The following is a 20,220-nucleotide window of genomic DNA, read 5'->3' as shown; positions in this document are numbered from 1 at the left end:
CTGGCGGTTCACGGGAATGCCTCTAACAGTATTGTCTGCATTGGACTTTAATCCTCGCCAAGCCTTTAGGTTGACTGGCGGTGCACTGCAAGGCGACAAGCCTACACAGGATTCATCGCCATTTTAGTCATCCAAGATGCTGCCTTTCACGCAGTACATTCGCGGGCGGGTGTTGTCGGGCAGGCTGACTTTGCGCTGTGGTCGGTTGCCATCGGGGACTAGGTAGCCTGCGGCCATCAGTGCTTTGGCGGCGCGATCTGGGCTTAGGCCTTCGGTGGCTTCACGCCAGCCAGTTGGGTAAAACAAGTAGAGGGTTTGTGGGCCGCTGGTGTCTATCCACCCTGCGCGTTGGCGTACTTGGCTGCTGTAACCGGTTTGTTTGGGCGTAAAGCGGCTTTCGCCATGCTGCTCAATAAAGCTGCGCACCTGGCGAATGGCTTGTTGATCTTCATTGGCAGCCACACCACCGCGGGCGAGTATCCATTGGTTTAGCTGGCTTAAACAGGCAGCTTCGACACTTTGGGTTGGCCAATCGAGTACCTTGGCTTGAATGGCTAACAGGCCTGCACTGGCCAGTAAGGCAAACTTTTCGGCGACTCGGCGCACTTGGCCGTCTGACTCGGGAGGTAAACTGGCTAAAAAGCGTTGACGTACGTTTTGGAAAACGGGCCGCACCTGCGCGCTGTGCTGCGTTAAATACCGTAACCAGTCCAAGGCCAAGCAGCCGTAATGTTGGCGACTTTGCTGTTTTAGGTGATCGGCTAAATCGGCGGCATTCATACCATGACTCTGGTTAAACACGCCCATTTGCGATCCGGCATCGGCACTGAGATCAATCACGCGCACTTGCTGCCCCGCTTTCACGCGTTTGCCGATACTGGCAAGATGGCTTTCAAGTGTCACTTCACCAGTGGATAAAAACACTAAACGCCAACGCGCGGGTAAGCGCATTTCACCATATTTGCCTGCACGGGTTTTACCTTGGCCATTGGCAAGTATATAAGCGACATCGCCCGCCTCTTTTGGGTCAACTTCGCCCATTTCATCGAGCGCCAGTAAGGCATCGTTATGCGCTAATGCTGTGCCTTCTAAACCGTTGGCCGTGGCACGCCAACTGTGGCGTAGTTGATTAGGCTCGCCCCACACTGATAACGCCGGATACAACGCTGCGGTTTTACCAGTACTGCTGGCACCGTAGAGGTGTAAACCAAAACCATCCACCCCGCACAAATGCAATAAAGGTGCAGCCAGTGCAGCACAAACGCCAACAATTAATAGCGGGTTATCCAGACAATAACGGCCTACGTGCTGCCGCCAAGTGTCGCTACTGCCTTGTTGAATAAAGCCTTCTATCGGGTGCATGGTTTGCAACACCATGCGCGGGTTATTGCTGTGTTCGCTTGGATAAAAGGTGAGGCGCGGATGCACATAAGCGTGGTGATGCCAGCCAATGCAGTTGACGCTGATAGCCTTTTGCGTAGCCAGTTCGCCCATTTGTTGAATAAACAGCGAGAGCAACTGCCGCGCTTTGACACTGTTACTAAGCCGCATGCCTCGGCTAAGTAGAATTCGGCGGTACTCGCTGCCGTCTCCGGCCAATAGTTCTGCGGGCATGGCCCAGTAGCGATGGCGATTGTCATCGTCTAACCAGTGCAATAAATAGCCGTAGTTGTCCCCTTGCGGATCGCGGGTGCGAGCAGCAACTTGCAGCCAAGAACAGATTTTGACTGGGCTATCTTGCCCTGCCGGTTGCATCACCAGCCAGTTTTGCTCGTTATAGGCAAAACCAGCTGGTAATGTTGGCTCGTTGCTAGGCATATCACTGGCAGATAATTGGTTTAATGCTGATGGTTTATCCACGGCCATAAGCAGCACCGATACGGCGGGTTTCAATCCACTGGTCGATATCGCTTTCTAACCAGCCCACGGCACGCGCACCAATACGAATGGAACGTGGAAATTCACCGCTGGCCATCAGGGCATAAATGGTACTGCGGCCAAAGCCTGTTTTGGCCTTTACCTCGGGCAAGCGCAAAATCCGCTGCTGACGCGCTGGGTGTGTTGATGTGGTGGATGATTGTGTCGTTGGGTTCATCGTTTGCTTCCTCACTGATCTGTTAAGTTCAGTTAGGAGTTTGCCAGTACTAAACGGACGCAGTAGGCAGATAAATGCCCAGATCGTGCAGCTTTCTGAGGGTACAAGTAGCTACTTGCCCCAGTTTGTAGATAGTGCCCCAAATAATAATTGTTCTGTGGGCAGGGTTGGTGCGTGGCTAAGTGGCGTGAACTAAGGCTTTGCCCAAACTGCCCCAAAAGCCCAAGGGATGAGCGAAGTGTTAAAACACATGGAGTATGAGGCAAAGCATAAAGTGAAACTAAAACTTCTTTATCTGCTGAAAAATGAAAATATAGTTTCACTGACTCATTAAACGTTAAACGCTGATTGTTTCATGGCTTGCTCCGCTCGGCTGATCCCTAGCCGCTTAGCAACGGTTTGCCATTGCTTAACCGCCATTAATACTTCATCGTAAATTTGCGTGGCTTGGGTTTGCGAAAGTCTGAAGAAGTCTTTCACATCAAAGGCTAGCTGGTAGTCTAAAGCGTTGTCTGCATCGGTAATATTCAGATGCAGGCCATGCTTACCCACTATCGGGTTTAAATCATAAGCGGGTGATAACTTCCAGCCATTCTTTGTTAATAAAAACCCATGGTTACGCAGGTGATCATCCGTGTTGGACACCGCAATATTAAACACGATTCGACGCCATAACTGAGCTAAATCGGCTGCGGTTTGTGCACCAGAATTGGAAATAAATTCAGCAATCTCTAAGTAGCTAGCACCTTGAGATTGTTCACCATCATAGTATTGAAGCTGTGTCATGGCCGATGAAAAATGCAGCCGCTTTTCACCGTCGCGGTCAAACCGTTTGGTTAAAAAGGTATGGTGCTGTGACGAAAATTGCTTGATCTCACTTGGAAACATGTGAACACCTGCCGCAAGAGCCAATTCATAACAGACCATCTCCCATGCGCCCACGTCATGGGTATCATTTAGATTGGGAAACTTGGCAATCCACAAGTGGCCTTGTTCATCTGTGACACAAGCCTTGGGCCTTGCACCACCTAATGATGAGCCTGGAGAAATCAGCATTTTCAACCAGCGGTAATACTCGTCACTGTCGATGTTATCGTCTTTTTCAATCTGCATTGCTGCGTGCTCTAGCTCTCGCAAAGAAGCCATTGGTGGCGCAGCAAACTCAGAGTTGCCGTCCAAAAAAGCATCCGAGCCTACTCGCTTAAATCGAATCCCCCCCATCCGATAAGAGTCATGTACGCCCAGCAGGTAATCCAATTCGTTTAATCGACTTGTTGCTCGAATGCCTTTGCGCGCCTCAATCGCCGCACGCCGCTGCATTAAAATACGCCCCCATCTATCAGGCGATGAATCAAGAAATGCGCGAAAGTTTTTATCGGCTTCATCGTTATAGAGTTCACCGGAGTGAAGCGTTAGGATTGGATCAATTTGCAAGCGATAGGCTGAGGTTAAAAATGCTTTATCGTAGGCAAAACTAAATACGCCACCTCGGCTTGAATCACTGTGAGCAAGCAGCCCAATTAGCAAAGGCGCTTCAATTGGCTGCCAGTCGGCATAGACTTCGACGATTTCACGGCTCATTTTGAACCTTCCAGCAATTTTATGTTTTGCAGCTTGATACCCACTTCATCATGAGCGGCCATTTCTGCAAAGTTGCTTTCCATGCCAAGAACAGCCATCACTTTTAAGTAAGTGCCTATGGCAACGCCCGGATCACCGGCGAAGACTTTATTCACGGTTTTATGATCAAAACCAGTACGTTCACACAGTAGCTTTTTTGTAAAACCACGTCGTTTCATCGCCAACAGCAAGTCTTCACCAAAATGCCTCAGGATTTTGCGCTGCTTTGGAAACAGTACATTGTGTAAGTCACGCTTAGCCATATCACCAACCAAAGGGACTATATTCCCACTATTTAACCGTTAATGGGAATATAGTCCAACTTTGAATCCCAAGCAACTCCAACAATTTATATGTAGGACTATATTCCTACTTTACTCAATATAATTGGATTTATATCCCACCTTTAGGTTTAGCTTGCGCGTTGGCCAAGGCGATGAAATGGATCCCTGAATGCCAAAGGTTGTGGATCACACTTTTATGCGCATAAAAATGTATAATTCCACACTTTTCTGCGCGTTAAAGTGTAGACTGAGTTATACTACAGGCAGTTAACAGTCTTAATTGGCGGGAAATGACAATGCAGCGCAACTTACTAAACGCCCTAATAGCATGGAAAAATCAACCGGTGCGCAAGCCATTATTGATCGATGGTGCAAGACAAACAGGTAAAACCTATCTGCTACAAGAGTTATTTGGGAACACCTTTGCCAACATCCTTCGTATCGACTTCCTTGAAAACCCTGCTTACAAAGAAGCGTTCGATGGCTCTCTGTCACCTGACGAGCTAGTAATGAACATTGAGTTGTTAACCAACCAAGCGTTCAACCCAGAAACCGATCTGCTGATATTAGATGAAATTGGCGAATGTGAACGTGCCGTTACCTCACTAAAGTACTTTGCTGAAAAAGCACCGTCCTATTTTGTCGCTGCCAGCGGCTCGAATATTGGTTTGCTCAACACCTTCCCTGTGGGCAAGGTAGAACAATACAATTTACGACCACTGACCTTCCAAGAATTTATTTACGCATCCAACGAGCAAGCGCTGATCAAAGCGTTTGATAGTCAAGCAAGCACACCGGCAGTACACACCAAATTGATGGACAAACTCACTGACTACTTTTTTACTGGTGGTATGCCGGAAGCCGTTTCTGCTTGGTATCAGTATAAGGATTCAAGCATTCTAGAGCGTGTTGAAAAAGTCACAAAAATTCATGCCTATTTAGTGGAAGGTTATCGCCGCGATTTTGGTAAGTACGCGGGCAAGGTCGACGCCACACTGATTGAATCGGTATTTAATAGCATTCCAGCCCAGCTATCACTTGTCAGCGATGAGTCGGTTAAACGCTTTAAATTTAAGCATGTGCATGAACGTAAATCTCGTTATAGCGATTTTGAAACCGCGATCCATTGGCTTAACTGCTGCCGCTTAGCTTTGCCAAACTACCCTATTGAAGGATTGCCGAAATCTCCGTTAGCGGCCTATAAAAAAGAAAATATGGTGAAACTGTTTCTGTTTGATGTGGGCCTGCTTAATCATATGCTCGGCAGCAGTTATAAAGAAATTAAGCAACAAAACTATGATCTCTCTGTTTATAACTACAGAGGCTATGTGGCTGAAAACTTTGTGCAACAAGAGCTCACTGCCATTGGCGTTGACCCAAGCTATTCATGGAATGACGCCCGCGCCGAAATCGAATTTATTTTGGCGACCGATGAAGGCGATATCGTCCCTGTGGAGGTCAAAAGTGGTAAACGTACAAGAGCAAAATCGTTGGCATCCTACGTTGAAAAATGTACTCCAAGTAAAACCTTTAAGTTAACGGGTACACAAGGCTCATCCGCATTAGAGCAAACCAATATCGTGATGCCTTTGTATTTCACGCAGTATTTACCACAGAGATGGTAAAAGCGCGTTGCTTAGACCCCGAGGTCTACACAAAGTGACTTCATAGGTAACAATTTGTAGACCTTTGGTGGGCTTACAACCTTTCAACCAACCCTCAATCGGTTTTTTGCTAACGTCATTTGGCCAGCCTATCGCCTCATCGTTTAAAGCAAATCACTCAAGCGATTTAACAGTGCTTTACGGCTATTATTCGCCACAACAAAGCGCTTAAAACGTTGTTCAAACGCCGCTTCATCCGCTTTGAACTGATAGGCCTCAAACAGCTGATGCAGATAGCTTGATGCCGCATCGTAACCACTGGCGCAAGTTCGATCCGCTTGCTCTTGTGCTTGCTGCCAGTAGTGCTCACACTGATTGTAAACATCCGTCAACGCTTTTTCTTTTTCCGCTTTTTCGATGGCTAATTTTTTTGCGAGCGCTGCGGCTTGCTCTTGCTGTAATTGGCTTTGGGCTTGCTCAATGAAAGGGGAAATTACCTCGGGGGTTAACCAGTATTGATAGATTTCGTCTGTGTTGGCAGGTTCTTTTCGCGTCAGCGCTAAGGCTTGGTGTCGGGTTAGCTGGCCTTGCTCAAACAGCGTGCGTAATAGCGTGTCTTTCTCAACTTCCGAGAGATTATGGAGCCATTCATCAAATTGAAATTGGGTTTGTTTGGCTTGGTGACTGGGTTGCTCCTTCAGCACCATGGCGAGCGCCTTAACCAATGCTAAGGGAATATCATACAGCGCAGCAAACGCCTGCTCCTCTTCACTGAGGTGCTCAAAATCGAATTGAATTAACGGCACTCGCTCAACGCCATCATTAAAATCAAACGCTTTGAGCCACATAAAGTACACAAGGCGCCAATCCCCTTGCATTAACCCGCCGCGTAAAGCGGCTAAATGCTGGAAAAAGTCGTCAGCATGCTCATCGTCAAAATACTCATCATACTCCTCAAGGGAAAAAATCAGCAACTGCCACTCATCGTTTTCGTGAATATGAAGCCCATCACTTGAAAAGCAAAGTAAAGCTTCAGGGAGCGTTCCTGCTGGTAGCTTGATGTAGGCATCGATTGAGCCCCAATCGGCATAGTAAAAACCGATATCAAAGTATTTTAACATCAGCTCAAAAGGCTCTGCCTTTAAGTCACTGTAGGTGTAATACACCTGAAAGGACGTAGCACTGATCTCGGCACGGCTTGAAATTGATCGGAGTGCTTGACGTGCTTTAGCATCTAAATACCCATCCAGACGCTCAAATTTATAGTATTGATATTCGCTCACGATGACCTTGCTATCTATTTATTGTGAATTGAAAAGTTTGTTTTACTTTCATTGAAAAAGCGCTGCATTTTCTTGTTTGCGCTGCTCCAATGTCTTAGCAATCGCAGACACTGTTGTATTACTGATCCCTTGCTGCTGTGCCAGATACGTAAATTGGCTGATGGCTTCTGCAACTTCTTCAATAACTTGCCTTGCATCATGCCAACTCCCATAGCCCGCACTGGTCGCTAGTTTTTGCATCACCTTAAGCGGTGGCGCTTTGCCATAACCGCCGAACGCAGTGGCGTGTTCGTTGAATGGATGTGGGCTGTAAGTAACATCGTAAAAAGGTGCAGGATCCCATTGACCATCATCAGCTTGCAAAAACGCCCAGTTTTTACTGTGGTCGTCTTGATTGGACGACAGCAGGTTAAAAACGGCACGGCGAAATTGAAGTTGTCCAGCCGCTGGCGATTTACACAACTGACGGCTGGCTTTAATTAAATCAATGTAATCTAAACTTGGCGTTCGAAAGTCTGCATCCAGCAGCCCGCAGGCGCTGTGCATATGCAGGCGACCTGAACTGCGATTACCGCTTAAATTGGTCTGTTGAGTGACATAATCAAAACGCTTAAGCGCCAACCAGGCAGACGCACCGCTTGTAGTTGGTGCTTCAATGAGTTGCCATTGCGGCGGTTGACACTTAGCTTGCTCAGCCATTTGCAAATAAACCGCCTCACACAAACCTTCTTCATGGCCAAGCGCTAGATTCTTCGAGGTAAATTTAATCAGCCAAGCCTCATCTCTAGGCTGAGCAAAGGTTCGACAATGCTGAGCTCCCCCAACAGGCATATAAATCTGCGCCTTAGGCCTTGCACCACCTGAACTACCTCCGGCGACTAATGCAGCCAACACCTGCTGAGTATGTCCATCTAACTCATCGTGATTATCATCCATATAATCTGACATTGAAGAATCAAACAGCGTTTGCGCTTCTAAGCCTAAAGTAGCTAAATCAATATCCGCGTGCGCGGTGGCTGAAAACTCAGACACCGGAGAAAAAGACAGCGCTCCCATGCCTTTATCACCAACAAAAGCCAGCCGGTCCATCGCTGTTAATTGATTAGGCAGGATGCCCTTTTGCCGGAAAATACGATCTTGCAACAGCATGCCCCAGCCATCGGGCAAACAATCTGCAAATACGCCATGTACTCCTTGATGAGGCGCTCTAGGTGCGGCTTGAACTTGTGTGCTCGCTTGCAAAGTAAACGGTGATAAATTGCCAAATTGCTGCAAATAGCTGTCTGCATACTGAAAAAAAACGCCTTGCCGATTCTGCGCCAAGACCCCTACAGCAACCTGCTCACTTGAGCTTAACGTGCGAGTTACGGCGAGTTTTTGAATGGGTTTAAAACTCATCTTTTAGCACCTCATCAATACTCGTGGGTATAGCAGCGCGCTCTTTGCTAGGTTGTGTGAGCTGATAAAGCCTATCTAGCGAGTCAAGTGTTTGCCAAAGCAACAACAATTGGCGAAATGAAATTTGCCCTGTCAGTTCAAACTTCTTAATGGTGGCCGCAGGTACACAGCTTCGCTCAGCAAGCGCAGCTCGTGACAACTTTGCTCGTTGACGTAACTCACGTAAATAAGCCGCATAGGCTTGGCTTACATCGGTATCATCAAGTAAGGTAAAATTCATCCGCAAAGACCAAATGGATACAGTTACATCCATTGTAGCGAAATAAAACAGGAATTGGATATTATTATATCCATCAATGGATGAAGTGTTGAAAAAATTACTCGATAAAGCCTTTCTAAACTGCTATTTTTAAACCCTAACAGCAGCATAAAAACGGCACTGTTTTTCCATTACTAACCACTAAGATTTAGTAAAAGCCATAGGCAAGTGGTGAGCAGTTTGGTGGGCAAACAGGCATTTTTGAACGGTTTCTTTTCGATAAGTTGTTGAGTTTGCTAGGATCTAGGCCGCTATTCAATGAGCAGATCCAGAATATCGAGTAGCATACCAACGGGGCACCCATGCCATCATCCGCCAACATCTTGTTTATCTCCCACGGTGGCGGCCCGCTGCCATTACTGGGCGATGCTGGGCATGTGGAAATGATGCAGTGCTTACAAGACTTTGCGCTACAAATTCCTAAGCCATCAGCGATTTTAGTGGTCAGTGCACACTGGGAGGCAAAGCATGCAACAGTGACCAGCGCTACGGCACCTGAGTTGATTTACGATTATTCGGGCTTTCCGCCGGAATCCTACGCAATCAAATACCCTGCCCCCGGCGCACCCGATTTGGCCGATGATATTGTGCAAGCATTAACCGCAGCTGGGATTGATGCCGCTAAGGACCATCAACGCGGCTGGGATCATGGTGTATTTGTGCCGCTTAAAATCATGTATCCAGAGGCTGATATCCCCTGTGTGCAACTGTCATTAGTTAAGGGGCTAAATGCCGATACACACGTGGCAATCGGCCAAGCCTTGCAAACACTGAATCATCCGGGCTTATTGGTGATTGGATCAGGTTTTTCGTTTCACAATATGCGCGCATTTTTTGCTGCCGAAACCCCTGAAATTCGTCAGGCCAATTTGGCATTTCAGCAATGGTTGGATGATACATGCCTAAGCCGTGAGCTAAACGAAGGAGAACGCACAAAACGATTCCGCGAGTGGACTTTGGCACCGGCGGCGCGATTTTGTCATCCGCGTGAAGAACACCTGCTACCGTTGCATGTTTGCTACGGCTTAGCAAAAAGACCTGCCGATCTGGGCTCGACACCGCGTATTTTAGGGAAGGCTTCTGGGATGTATTTATGGCGAGCCTGATGGTTAAGCCGATTTTAAGATATACTTAAGCCATCTTCAGCGCAGCGATATTCATCATCATGACAAAGACATTCACAGGCACCCTGTTTATTTTTTCTGCACCATCAGGGGCCGGTAAAACAAGCTTAGTAAAAGCCCTACTTAACTCTACCGGCTACATTGGTGTATCCGTTTCCCACACCACTCGTATGCCGCGCCCCGGCGAAGAAAATGGTAAGGACTACAACTTCGTTAGCCGCGAGCAGTTTCAAGAGCTCATCGACGCCGGCGCATTTTTAGAACACGCTCAAGTTTTTGATAACTTCTACGGAACCTCGCAGGATTGGGTAGAGTCTGAACTTGAAGCCGGTCGTGATGTGATTTTAGAAATCGATTGGCAAGGTGCCGAGCAAGTACGCAAGCAAATGACCGGCGCAGTCAGCGTATTTATTGCTCCTCCGTCGATTGAAGCTTTGCAACAACGCTTACAAAATCGCGGCCAAGACAGCGAAGACATCATTGCTCGCCGAATGCGCGATGCTAAAAGTGAAATGAGCCACTACGGCGAATACGATTACTTAATTATCAATGATGATTTCAACAATACCGTGGAAGAGCTGCGCGCTATTATCATTGCACGCCGCCATCGGTTAGAAGCACAGCGAATTCGTCACGCAGATACACTGAAAAACTTACTGGGCTGAACGTCATTTTGTCTACGCCCTCTTCCTTTATTGAGGAATTCGCATACAATGTTCGGTTCTATTGAATTCATATCCGTTTACAGGACCTATCATGGCACGCGTAACCGTAGAAGATTGCTTGAACAACGTTGAAAACCGCTTTGAATTGGTCATGCTGGCGTCTAAACGCGCTCGTCAGATCGCTGTTCAAGGTGCTGAACCGCTTGTCCCTGAAGAAAATGACAAGCCAACCGTTATCGCTTTGCGCGAAATCGCTGAAGACCTAGTCACCCCAACGACTATGGCCGCTCAAGAAGCAGCAGCCCGCGCGGAACGTGAGTACTAAGAGCGAGCTAAGTGCCAACCATTGATGCGTTATCGGAGCGACTTACCCAATATCTGAGCAACAGCCAGATCAAGCAGGTATGTCGCGCCTATTATTACGCCGAACAGGCACATGAAGGGCAACGTCGCCGTAGCGGCGAGCCCTACATTATCCATCCATTAGCCGTTGCTAATATCCTCACCGACATGCACTTAGATCATCAAAGTTTGATGGCCGCTATGCTGCACGACGTGATCGAAGATACTGGAATTCCTAAGTCTGCCCTGTCTACGCAGTTTGGCGAAGTCGTCACTGACCTTGTCGATGGTGTTTCTAAGCTCACACATATCCATTTTGAGAGCAAAGAAGAGCAGCAAGCAGAGAACTTCCAGAAGATGGCCATGGCCATGGCCAAAGACATTCGTGTGATCTTGGTTAAGTTGGCCGATCGCCTGCATAACTTGCGCACATTAGGGTCGCTCAAGCCTGAAAAACGCCGTCGTATTGCCCGCGAAACACTCGATATCTACTCCCCAATTGCCAACCGCTTAGGTTTAAATAGCATTCGGGTTGAGATGGAAGAGTTGTGTTTCGAAGCCATGTATCCGATGCGCTCAGAATTGATTCGTAAGGCGGTTAAAGCCGCTCGCGGCCATCGTTCTGGAGTCGTCGATAATATCGCTGGAGCCGTGCGCACTCGCTTAAACGAAAGCAATATTTCAGTACGTGTGTTTGGTCGCGAGAAGCACCTGTACAGTATTTACAGCAAGATGCGCGATCAGCGCAAATCGCTAGCCGATATTATGGATGTGTACGGTTTCCGCATCGTCACCGATTCTATCGACGACTGCTACCGCACGCTTGGGGCAATGCACAGTCTGTACAAGCCGATCCCAGGTCGTTTTAAAGACTATATCGCCATCCCAAAAACCAACGGTTATCAATCGCTGCATACGACCCTAATTGGTATTGGTGGCGTGCCCATTGAAATTCAAATTCGCACCGAAGAAATGGAAGCGATGGCGAACCACGGTATTGCCGCGCATTGGTTGTATAAATCAGAAAGCGATCAAGCCAGTGGCACTCAGCGCGCACGACAGTGGGTGCAAAATCTACTTGAGTTGCAAAAGAACGCGGGCAGCCCAATCGAATTTGTTGAGCACGTAAAAGTCGATCTATTCCCAGACGAAATTTACGTGTTCACGCCAAAAGGCAAAATTTTAGAACTGCCATCCGGCTCTACGGCCATCGACTTTGCTTATGCTGTGCATACCGACGTAGGTAATCACTGTATCGCTTGTCGTATTGACCGCCAGCTTGCCCCCTTGAGTGCGCGCCTACAAAATGGTCAGACAGTGCAAATTGTTACTGCAGCCAGTGCCCAGCCAAATCCCGCATGGCTCAATTTTGTAGTCACCGGTAAAGCGCGTTCGAATATTCGTAACTACTTGAAGAGCCAGCGCCGCTCTGAATCAGTCGCTTTAGGTGAACGCCTACTCGGTAAGGCCATAGCAGCACTAGGTAAAACGATGGAAGACATCGATCAAGTGCACATCGCCCAAGTACTGAAAGAAACCAGCTTAGATTCATTAGAAGACTTACTCGAAGATATTGGTTCCGGTAACCGCATGGCTCCGCTGCTAGCGCGCCGTTTATTAGTTGCTAACCGTGATACCGATATTGACCTTCACGCCATCGAAACATCACCGTTAGCCATTAAAGGTACGGAAGGTTTAGTCGTAAGTTTTGCCAAGTGTTGTAGCCCAATTCCTGGCGACCCGATTGTTGGTCACGTCAGCTCTGGCCGCGGCTTAGTGATTCATACCGAAAATTGTCGTAACGTCGAAGAGCTACGTAATAACCCAGAAAAATGCGTTATTTTGAGCTGGGATAAAGATATCAGCAGCGAATTTACCGTAGACCTTAAGGTATACATGGAGAATCGCCGCGGCATTATTGTTGAAGTCGCCAGTGCGATTAACCAAGCGGATGCCAATATCGAAAAAATCAGCGTTGAAGAAAAAGACGCTCGTTTAAGTGTTACCAATCTCAAAATCAGTATTCAGGGCCGTAAGCATTTAGCCCGCACTATTCGTCGCTTGCGTACTATTCGCGGCGTGAACAAAATCGTCAGAATCAAACAATAAGGATTTCTCATGACTCGCGAGATCATCGCCACCGAAAACGCTCCAGCCGCTATCGGCACATACTCTCAAGCGGTAAAAGTTGGCACAACCGTTTATTTGTCAGGCCAGATTCCATTAGTACCAAGCACCATGGAAATGGTTGAAGGCGATATTGAAGCGCGTATTCATCAGGTCTTTAAAAATCTAAGCGCCGTATGTGAAGCTGCCGGTGGCTCGCTGCAACAAATCGCGAAACTGAATATCTTTTTAACCGACCTCAGCAATTTTGCTACGGTAAATAAAGTGATGGCAGAATACTTTCAACAACCATATCCAGCCCGTGCAGCGGTGGGTGTAGCGCAGTTGCCGCGTGACGCTGGCGTTGAAATGGATGGTGTGCTTGAGTTGGTATAAACCCAACTAAGTCGATCACGATCAACAAAAAAGGCCTCAATGAGGCCTTTTTTATTGTACAAAAATCATTAATTACAATTCATCGTGTCACTATTAATCGTCATCGCCCAGATGCCGTCGAAGGTAAACTCCCGCAATAAATCATAGCGATTCAGGTAACGACTACAGCCATTTCTTAGCATGATTTTCATTGCAGCAATTGATGCGTCTAAAGCCTTTGGTTGCTCCGAGCTACTTGGGACGTAGCGAAAACCTAAAGAGTCACCCGCTGGGATTAAATTACCTTGGGCATAATCAATCGTGCGCATCGTATCACTAATAAACACACTCACAGATTCACCGAGAGCATTGTCGATACGAACCGTCGGGTAACGCACAGATTGATTCACCGGCACCGACGTACATGCGCTCAAACAACCAACGATTAATAGCATCCATCCGTAACGCATGATTTCTAGCCTTGCTGCTTAAGTAAGCCCTGACGGTATTATATTTTTGCAATATCGGCAATTTGTTATCACCTCAATTTGAGGCCAGGCCAACTGTAAAAAATGACCCCGACGCTTTTAAACAATTGCTATTGAGCTTCCAATAAAAAACACCGGCGCTGTGGCCGGTGTTTTTTAGCGTTTGAATGACCTTAAACTAAGCCCATATCATTCAGCATTACATCGTAGCCATCACGGTAATTTACGAATTTAAATTCGTAACCTAACGCCCGTAAGCGTTTATTAGAACAACGACGATTGGCTCGGCGCGAGACTTCGCCGACGTCATTATCTGGATCAACTTCACCAATGCGATCCTTCATCCACTCAAGTACATCAAATAATGGCGCGGGTTCATCATCGGTTGCTAAATACAGGTTATCTAGTGTTTCACCGGCAAGGCTTTTATTAATCAATAGATTCAGTACGCCGATACAATCATCGCGGTGAATACGATTGGTCCATACAGCAGGCTCTGGATCGCAATAACCACCGTGGCGAGCTTGTTCGATCATGCGCGTACGACCTGGGCCATAGATGCCGGTAAAACGTACTGAAGTACTCGGAACGTTTGCAGCGTTTAGGGCTTCTTCTGCGGCTAACATCTCTTTACCAGCAAAGCTGCTTGGCTTAGTTTCTGATGTTTCGTCGACCCATTCACCATCCATTTGATGATAAACACTAGAACTAGACACAAAGATGACACGCTTAGGCGATTGGTCTTTCACTGCCTTTAAGATGTTTTTCAGGCCCTTCACATAGTAATTGTGATATCCCTCTTTTGAAAACACCGGTGATGCGACGCTATACACGACGATATCCAGTTCCGTCGGCAAATCAATTAGGGTTTCGGCATCGGCAACATCGGCACTGATAACCGTCACGCCCTCAGCCACAGGTTTGTTTGAACGGCGAATCCCCCAAACGTCATGCCCTTGCTGCACTAAGCTTTCAGCCAGATGACCACCGATGTCGCCAGTTCCCACTATTAGAATTCGAGCCATGCTACTCCTCCACGCTTTGGCAATTGGCGCCCCACAGAACAAGGTGCGTCCAATGATAATTTTTTATTCTAGTCAACGGCCTTTAACCTAGCCCAAAGATAGGTAAAATAAATCAACTTTCTTGTAATCATTCAAGGTAACAATCATGACCCTGACCGAGCTTAAGTACATTATCACTCTCGCGCAGGAACATCATTTTGGACGCGCGGCAGAAAAATGCCACGTAAGCCAACCGACCTTGAGTGTGGCCATTAAAAAACTAGAGCGCGAGCTTGATATTGCCATTTTCGAACGCAGTAAAAGCTCGGTTACAGTTACGCCACTCGGCGAGCGCATTATTGCCCAAGCGCAACGCGTTTTGGAAGAATCTCGCGCAATTAAAGAAATCGCGAGCTCCGGCAAAGACCAACTCACAACACCTCTCAAGATAGGAGCCATTTTTACCATTGGCCCGTACTTGTTTCCACACCTTGTGCCGCAAATTCACCAACAAGCGCCCACTATGCCCTTGTACTTAGAAGAAAACTACACAGGCGTGCTACGTCGGCAATTACGCGATGGTGAACTTGATGCCATCATAGTCGCACTACCCTTTACCGAAACCGATGTATTAACGCGTCCGCTATACGACGAAAACTTTGTCGTAGTGCTGCCGAAGACGCACGCATGGACCAAACAAAAGACCATCAAGGCAGAGCAGCTCACTGATGAAGATTTGCTCATGCTTGGCGAAGGGCACTGCTTCCGCGATCAAGTATTCGAACACTGCCCTGCGCTTAATCGTAAGCACCATTCACGCCTTGGCAGCGTGCTTGAAGGCAGCTCGCTTGAAACGCTCAAATACATGGTGGCATCTGGCTTAGGCATTACCGTTCTGCCTGAATCGGCAATCAGCAATTTAGATCTTAATCTCGTTACCACACGCCCGTTCGAAAGCCCTGCGCCATTTCGTACCGTCGCCTTAGCGTGGCGCGGCAGCTTCCCTCGTGGACAAGCGATCGATCTGTTGCTTAGCACCGCGGCCCAGTGCCGTATTAAGCATTAAGTGACCAATGGCCAAGCCTATTTATGTCTAAGTTAAGCAAGCTCACCGAGCTCAAGGGCGTTGGCCCTAAACTCGCTGAACAGTTGCATAAGCTGCACATTCATACGCTGGCCGATTTGTTTTTTCATTTACCTTTTCGCTACGAAGATCGCAGTCGAATAACACCGATAGGCGCTTTACAGCCCATGTCACCTGCGGTATTTCAGGGCGAAGTTCGTGGTGCCAACATTTTGTTTGGTAAACGTCGCAGTCTGTTAGTAAAGCTACAAGACCACAGTGGCACTGTGAGCTTACGTTTCTATCATTTTAACGCTGCACAAAAGAATCAAATGTCGGTCGGTACAACATTGCGTTGCTATGGTGAACCGCGACGCGGAGCCAGTGGCTTAGAGATTTATCACCCTGAATACTCGGTGGTGCGCGACGACGATCCCCCCGAACTGGAAGCCAAACTAACGCCCGTCTACCCAGCAACCGATGGCATTAGCCAACAACGACTGCGATTACTGCACGAACAAGCCACTGAGCTACTCGCGCAGCAAGCGGTCGATTTACCCGATCTATTACCCGCCGACTGGTTACAGCAATGGCGCTTGCCCACACTAAGCCAAGCCTTGTTGTTTTTACATCAGCCCCCCAGCGGCACAGATTTAAATCGCCTCATGCTCGGGCAACATCCGGCACAAAAACGCCTGATTTTAGAAGAGCTACTGGCGCACCAGTTATCGCTGCATAAATTGCGTGCTCAGGTACAAGCGGATCAAGCACCCGCGGTCATTAGTAAGCATGCATTGCGTAATAAACTGCTGGCTGCTTTACCCTTCAAGCCAACCAATGCACAACAACGAGTGACCGCTGAGATCACCGCCGATTTAGAAAATCCTTACCCTATGCTGCGCTTAGTGCAAGGTGATGTTGGCTCTGGCAAGACCTTAGTGGCCGCATTAGCTGCGTGCGACTTGCTCGAAGCAGGCTATCAAGTTGCCCTCATGGCACCGACCGAAATTCTGGCAGAGCAACATCTGCAAAACCTAACCGGCTGGTTTGAACCTTTGGGTGTTCAAGTCGGTTGGTTGGCCGGCAAGATAAAAGGCAAGGCACGCATCCAAGCCCAAGAAGCCATTGCCGATGGCAGCGCGCAGCTGGTGATCGGCACTCATGCCTTATTTCAAGACGATGTGCACTTCTCCCGCCTTGGCTTAGTCATTATCGATGAGCAGCATCGCTTTGGTGTCCATCAGCGCTTAGCTCTGCGCGAAAAAGGCGCCCATTTAAATATCGCACCGCATCAGCTCATTATGACCGCCACGCCTATTCCTCGAACGCTGGCCATGAGCGCATACGCGGATCTGGACACATCTATTATCGACGAGTTACCGCCCGGCCGTAGCCCAATCACGACTGTCGCGATATCCGATCAACGTCGGCCTGAAGTGATTGAGCGGGTCAATAGTGCTTGCGCCGAAGGTGCCCAAGCGTATTGGGTCTGTACCCTGATCGAAGAGAGCGAAACCCTGCAATGCCAAGCGGCAGAAAATACCGCCGCAGAACTACGTGAAGTTTTACCCCATCTGCGCATCGGACTGGTACATGGGCGCATGAAACCAAAAGAAAAAGCCGATGTGATGGCCAGCTTTAAGGCGCATGAGTTAGATCTACTGGTGGCGACGACTGTCATTGAGGTCGGCGTAGACGTACCTAACGCCAGTCTTATGATTATCGAAAATCCTGAACGTCTGGGCTTGGCGCAACTGCATCAATTGCGCGGGCGAGTGGGTCGTGGCAGCGCCCGAAGCCATTGCGTATTACTGTATAAAAACCCGTTATCCTTCACCAGCAAACAACGTATTCAGGTCTTACGTGATAGCCAAGATGGCTTTTACATTGCCGAACAAGACTTACAAATTCGCGGCCCAGGCGAGATGCTCGGTACTCGCCAAACTGGCCTACAGATGCTACGCGTTGCCGACCTCATGCGCGATGCCGAACTACTGCCACAGGTGCAAACTATGGCGGAGCAGCTTTGGTACCAGCTCCCCCACGCTGTTGAACCCTTGATTCAACGCTGGCTCGGTGATGCTGAACGTTTCGCTTCCGTTTGATTGGTAATTTCCTACCGACAGCAGAATCCTCGACTATAGTTAGATTCACGATTTAACTTAACTGCAAGGACTCCTGCTATGTCAGCCATACCTGCTGCGGTGCTTAAAGTGCTGGACGACTGGAGCATCTCCTACAGCCATACCGACGACCAGGAACTGTTCGAAATTATGCAAAGCAACCCTCCAGCGTCATATTCATCCAAGGTCGCTAACGTTGTGTTCTTGAAAGATGATTTGGGCAAGATTCAAGTCGTTATTCCTGGCAATCGTATGCTCGATCTGAGCCAACTGTCGTTAGCGTTTGGCCGCCAATTTATTGCCCTCACGCAAAAAGAGCTGGATCGCATCAAAGAACAGTACGGTCTTGATGAAATGCCCGCGCTACCGCAAGTAACCTCATTAGAAAGCATGGTCGACGAAGCCTTGTTGAACCAAGATGAGCTGTTCATTGTTTCGGGTGCCAGTCATGAATGGCTGAAATTACCCATGGACCAATTCAAGGCACTAACCACCAGTTCCCATATCGGTTGCTACACCGCACCGTTACAGCCAGAAGTGCTAGAAAACAATGCCGAACAAGACCTTGATGATGTGAATTCGGCGATTCGCCAATTTACTCCCAAGCGCATTCGCCAGCGCTTGGAAGAAACTCTCGATTTACCGCCACTACCAGAAACCGCACGGCGGATTATTGAGCTCAGAGTCGATCCTAATGCCGATACCAAGTCGTTATCACACACAGTTGAATTAGATCCAGGAATGTCAGCGCAAGTGATTAGCTGGGCTCGTTCTCCATACTACGGTGTGCGCGGCGAAGTAAAAACGGTTGAAGAAGCCGTTATTCGCGTACTCGGATTTGATCTAGTCATCAACCTAGCACTCGGACTAGCGCTAGGGCGCACACTGGCAGTACCAAAAGAAGGTCCGCATGGCTATGCACCCTTTTGGCAGCAAGCCATCGTTACCGCTACTTTGTGTGGTGAGCTGGTTAAACGAATGCCTGCTAAGCACCGCCCAAGTCAAGGTCTAGCTTATTTATGCGGCTTATTGCATAACTTCGGCTTCTTAATTTTGGGACAAGTATTCCCGCCGCAGTTTTCATTGGTTAACCGCCATATCGAAGCGAATCCGCATATCAACCGTTTTTACGTTGAACGGTACTTGCTTGGAATGACCCGCGAACAATGTGCCGCTTGTTTAATGCAGCAATGGCAAATGCCAGAAGAACTAGTAACCGCTATTCGCCAACACCATAATCCTAAATACGATGGCGAACATGCCATGTACGCCAACATACTCTATGTAGCAATTCGAAGCCTTCGTCGTCATGGTTTTGGTGATGGTCCATTCGAACAACCGCCAATCGCTATGCTCGATGATATTAATCTAAGCGAAGAAGCCGTCGATGAGGTCACTCAGTCGGTGCTGGAACGTTTAGACGATCTTAACGAACTAGTCAGTATGCTCAATGCGGCATCTTAATTGAGTATTCGGCAATACAAAAAAGCGGATAAATCATCCGCTTTTTTTATGGCTGTATATCACAAAGCACTGAGCTTAGGTTCCAACTGCTGCAGCCATTGTTGCAACGCCGGCGTCTGCCACTGAGTAATTAATTCTCGCAATTGCTCGTTGCTAGTATGACGATGCACGTAGAATAAAAACTCACGCGTTTGCGTTTGCGTCTTTACAGCCCAACCTGCTGTCGGCTGCCAATCTTTTAAATGTTCCTGCAATACGGGATAAGCCGCATTACGAGCAAGTACCATCATGGATGAAAAGTGCTGCACATTATCAAGCTGTTCGATTAACGCTAGCCGGGATGCGGCGGGCGCCTGAGTGCGTAAACGCGACATATAATCACGAAACTCGGCACTGCTTTGCGAGGCAATCGCTTCTAACTCAAGAGTACGTGCACGCTCAACAGATGGAGCTTCTAGGGCTGTAAGAATATCTTGCTGTTGAACATCATTCAGAGAGTCGAACTCACTTCGCAATACGCGCTGTACATTTAACGGAGCCCAACGCTGAGCAAGACTACCAGCCACATCGTATTGACGACCAATTGGAACGGCACGAAGATTCAACACTTGTTGCGCGACGTTACGTACTTGCTCGGCAAGGCCATTCAATCCTGACAGGCGAATCGCATCACCTGCAAGATCAATCGTCTCTACAGGCGTCTCGATCCCCTCGTTAACCACGAGTGACGATGATGAATTTGCCGGATAAAACGTTGGCGCAGCAGATTGCACTGGCTCGATGGCGAAAACACCGACGGACATCAGCAACCCACTCAACACGCCGACCGCCCGACTATGTACTACTGGCATAACCCTACCTTA

19 protein-coding genes are annotated in these 20,220 nt (G+C 48.1%); 9 read left to right on the top strand and 10 right to left on the bottom strand.

Annotated features, from left to right (window positions below; all coding sequences use genetic code 11):
• Positions 1 to 123: 123 nt before the first annotated feature.
• The 4 genes from TOL_RS00900 to TOL_RS00885 all read right to left on the bottom strand — a co-directional run bounded on the left by TOL_RS00900 (position 124) and on the right by TOL_RS00885 (position 3,978).
• On the bottom strand, positions 124 to 1,866 hold the full coding sequence (locus TOL_RS00900) for a DUF927 domain-containing protein (protein WP_015485377.1): 1,743 nt from the start codon (positions 1,864 to 1,866) through the stop codon (positions 124 to 126).
• Positions 1,853 to 2,095 (bottom strand): helix-turn-helix transcriptional regulator, encoded by a 243-nt coding sequence (locus TOL_RS00895; protein ID WP_001070200.1) that lies wholly within the window; start codon positions 2,093 to 2,095, stop codon positions 1,853 to 1,855. Before TOL_RS00895 ends, TOL_RS00900 begins: the two co-directional genes overlap by 14 nt.
• Before the next feature lie 330 nt (positions 2,096 to 2,425).
• Entirely contained in the window at positions 2,426 to 3,676 is a 1,251-nt protein-coding gene (locus TOL_RS00890; protein WP_015485376.1) for a type II toxin-antitoxin system HipA family toxin, read from the bottom strand.
• The gene (locus TOL_RS00885; RefSeq protein ID WP_041453222.1) at positions 3,673 to 3,978 is read right to left on the bottom strand and encodes a helix-turn-helix domain-containing protein; all 306 of its coding nucleotides are present in this window, start codon (positions 3,976 to 3,978) and stop codon (positions 3,673 to 3,675) included. Before TOL_RS00885 ends, TOL_RS00890 begins: the two co-directional genes overlap by 4 nt.
• A 317-nt stretch (positions 3,979 to 4,295) precedes the next feature.
• On the opposite strand from TOL_RS00885, the gene TOL_RS00880 reads away from it, so the two are divergent.
• Complete coding sequence (locus TOL_RS00880; RefSeq protein WP_015485375.1) at positions 4,296 to 5,624, top strand: ATP-binding protein; 1,329 nt, start codon at positions 4,296 to 4,298, stop codon at positions 5,622 to 5,624.
• A 143-nt stretch (positions 5,625 to 5,767) separates the two neighbouring features.
• On the opposite strand, the gene TOL_RS00875 is transcribed toward TOL_RS00880, so the two are convergent.
• The 3 genes from TOL_RS00875 to TOL_RS00865 are packed head-to-tail and all read right to left on the bottom strand — an operon-like array spanning position 5,768 to position 8,597.
• Positions 5,768 to 6,886 carry a hypothetical protein gene (locus tag TOL_RS00875; RefSeq protein ID WP_015485374.1) on the bottom strand — a complete coding sequence of 373 codons (1,119 nt, stop codon included), beginning with the start codon at positions 6,884 to 6,886 and terminating at the stop codon, positions 5,768 to 5,770.
• Positions 6,887 to 6,934: 48 nt separating this feature from the next.
• Positions 6,935 to 8,284, bottom strand: a complete 1,350-nt coding sequence (locus tag TOL_RS00870; protein WP_015485373.1) for a type II toxin-antitoxin system HipA family toxin — start codon at positions 8,282 to 8,284, stop codon at positions 6,935 to 6,937.
• Positions 8,274 to 8,597 (bottom strand): helix-turn-helix domain-containing protein, encoded by a 324-nt coding sequence (locus TOL_RS00865; RefSeq protein WP_015485372.1) that lies wholly within the window; start codon positions 8,595 to 8,597, stop codon positions 8,274 to 8,276. The genes TOL_RS00870 and TOL_RS00865 overlap by 11 nt, the downstream gene beginning before the upstream one ends.
• A gap of 308 nt (positions 8,598 to 8,905) precedes the next feature.
• Here TOL_RS00865 and TOL_RS00860 point away from each other — a divergent pair, with 308 nt between their 5' ends.
• From TOL_RS00860 to TOL_RS00840, 5 genes are all read left to right on the top strand, one after another.
• Positions 8,906 to 9,709, top strand: coding sequence for a DODA-type extradiol aromatic ring-opening family dioxygenase (locus tag TOL_RS00860; protein WP_015485371.1), 804 nt, complete (start codon positions 8,906 to 8,908; stop codon positions 9,707 to 9,709).
• Between the two features lie 59 nt (positions 9,710 to 9,768).
• Positions 9,769 to 10,392 carry a guanylate kinase gene (gene gmk / locus TOL_RS00855; RefSeq protein WP_015485370.1) on the top strand — a complete coding sequence of 208 codons (624 nt, stop codon included), beginning with the start codon at positions 9,769 to 9,771 and terminating at the stop codon, positions 10,390 to 10,392.
• Between the two features lie 91 nt (positions 10,393 to 10,483).
• Positions 10,484 to 10,717: a DNA-directed RNA polymerase subunit omega gene (rpoZ, locus tag TOL_RS00850; protein WP_015485369.1), complete on the top strand. Its 234-nt coding sequence runs from the start codon at positions 10,484 to 10,486 to the stop codon at positions 10,715 to 10,717.
• An 11-nt stretch (positions 10,718 to 10,728) separates the two neighbouring features.
• Positions 10,729 to 12,843: a bifunctional GTP diphosphokinase/guanosine-3',5'-bis pyrophosphate 3'-pyrophosphohydrolase gene (spoT, locus tag TOL_RS00845; protein ID WP_015485368.1), complete on the top strand. Its 2,115-nt coding sequence runs from the start codon at positions 10,729 to 10,731 to the stop codon at positions 12,841 to 12,843.
• 9 nt (positions 12,844 to 12,852) lie between these two features.
• On the top strand, positions 12,853 to 13,236 hold the full coding sequence (locus tag TOL_RS00840; RefSeq protein ID WP_015485367.1) for a RidA family protein: 384 nt from the start codon (positions 12,853 to 12,855) through the stop codon (positions 13,234 to 13,236).
• Positions 13,237 to 13,304: 68 nt separating this feature from the next.
• On the opposite strand, the gene TOL_RS00835 is transcribed toward TOL_RS00840, so the two are convergent.
• Both TOL_RS00835 and TOL_RS00830 read right to left on the bottom strand, forming a co-directional pair.
• Positions 13,305 to 13,685, bottom strand: a complete 381-nt coding sequence (locus TOL_RS00835; protein ID WP_015485366.1) for a hypothetical protein — start codon at positions 13,683 to 13,685, stop codon at positions 13,305 to 13,307.
• A 191-nt stretch (positions 13,686 to 13,876) separates the two neighbouring features.
• Positions 13,877 to 14,728 (bottom strand): NAD-dependent epimerase/dehydratase family protein, encoded by an 852-nt coding sequence (locus TOL_RS00830; protein ID WP_015485365.1) that lies wholly within the window; start codon positions 14,726 to 14,728, stop codon positions 13,877 to 13,879.
• A gap of 145 nt (positions 14,729 to 14,873) precedes the next feature.
• Between TOL_RS00830 and TOL_RS00825 the strand changes: the two genes are divergently transcribed.
• From TOL_RS00825 to TOL_RS00815, 3 genes are all read left to right on the top strand, one after another.
• On the top strand, positions 14,874 to 15,773 hold the full coding sequence (locus TOL_RS00825) for a hydrogen peroxide-inducible genes activator (protein WP_015485364.1): 900 nt from the start codon (positions 14,874 to 14,876) through the stop codon (positions 15,771 to 15,773).
• A 23-nt stretch (positions 15,774 to 15,796) separates the two neighbouring features.
• Entirely contained in the window at positions 15,797 to 17,875 is a 2,079-nt protein-coding gene (recG, locus tag TOL_RS00820; RefSeq protein WP_015485363.1) for an ATP-dependent DNA helicase RecG, read from the top strand.
• Between the two features lie 78 nt (positions 17,876 to 17,953).
• Positions 17,954 to 19,357 (top strand): aminoacyl-tRNA deacylase and HDOD domain-containing protein, encoded by a 1,404-nt coding sequence (locus TOL_RS00815; protein WP_015485362.1) that lies wholly within the window; start codon positions 17,954 to 17,956, stop codon positions 19,355 to 19,357.
• Between the two features lie 59 nt (positions 19,358 to 19,416).
• On the opposite strand, the gene TOL_RS00810 is transcribed toward TOL_RS00815, so the two are convergent.
• Positions 19,417 to 20,208 (bottom strand): hypothetical protein, encoded by a 792-nt coding sequence (locus TOL_RS00810; RefSeq protein WP_015485361.1) that lies wholly within the window; start codon positions 20,206 to 20,208, stop codon positions 19,417 to 19,419.
• Positions 20,209 to 20,220: the final 12 nt, after the last annotated feature.

This window comes from Thalassolituus oleivorans MIL-1, from assembly GCF_000355675.1.
Lineage (GTDB): Bacteria > Pseudomonadota > Gammaproteobacteria > Pseudomonadales > Oceanobacteraceae > Thalassolituus > Thalassolituus oleivorans.
The sequence above is the reverse complement of the archived record's forward strand: the minus strand, read 5'-3'. Positions and strand labels throughout refer to the sequence as shown.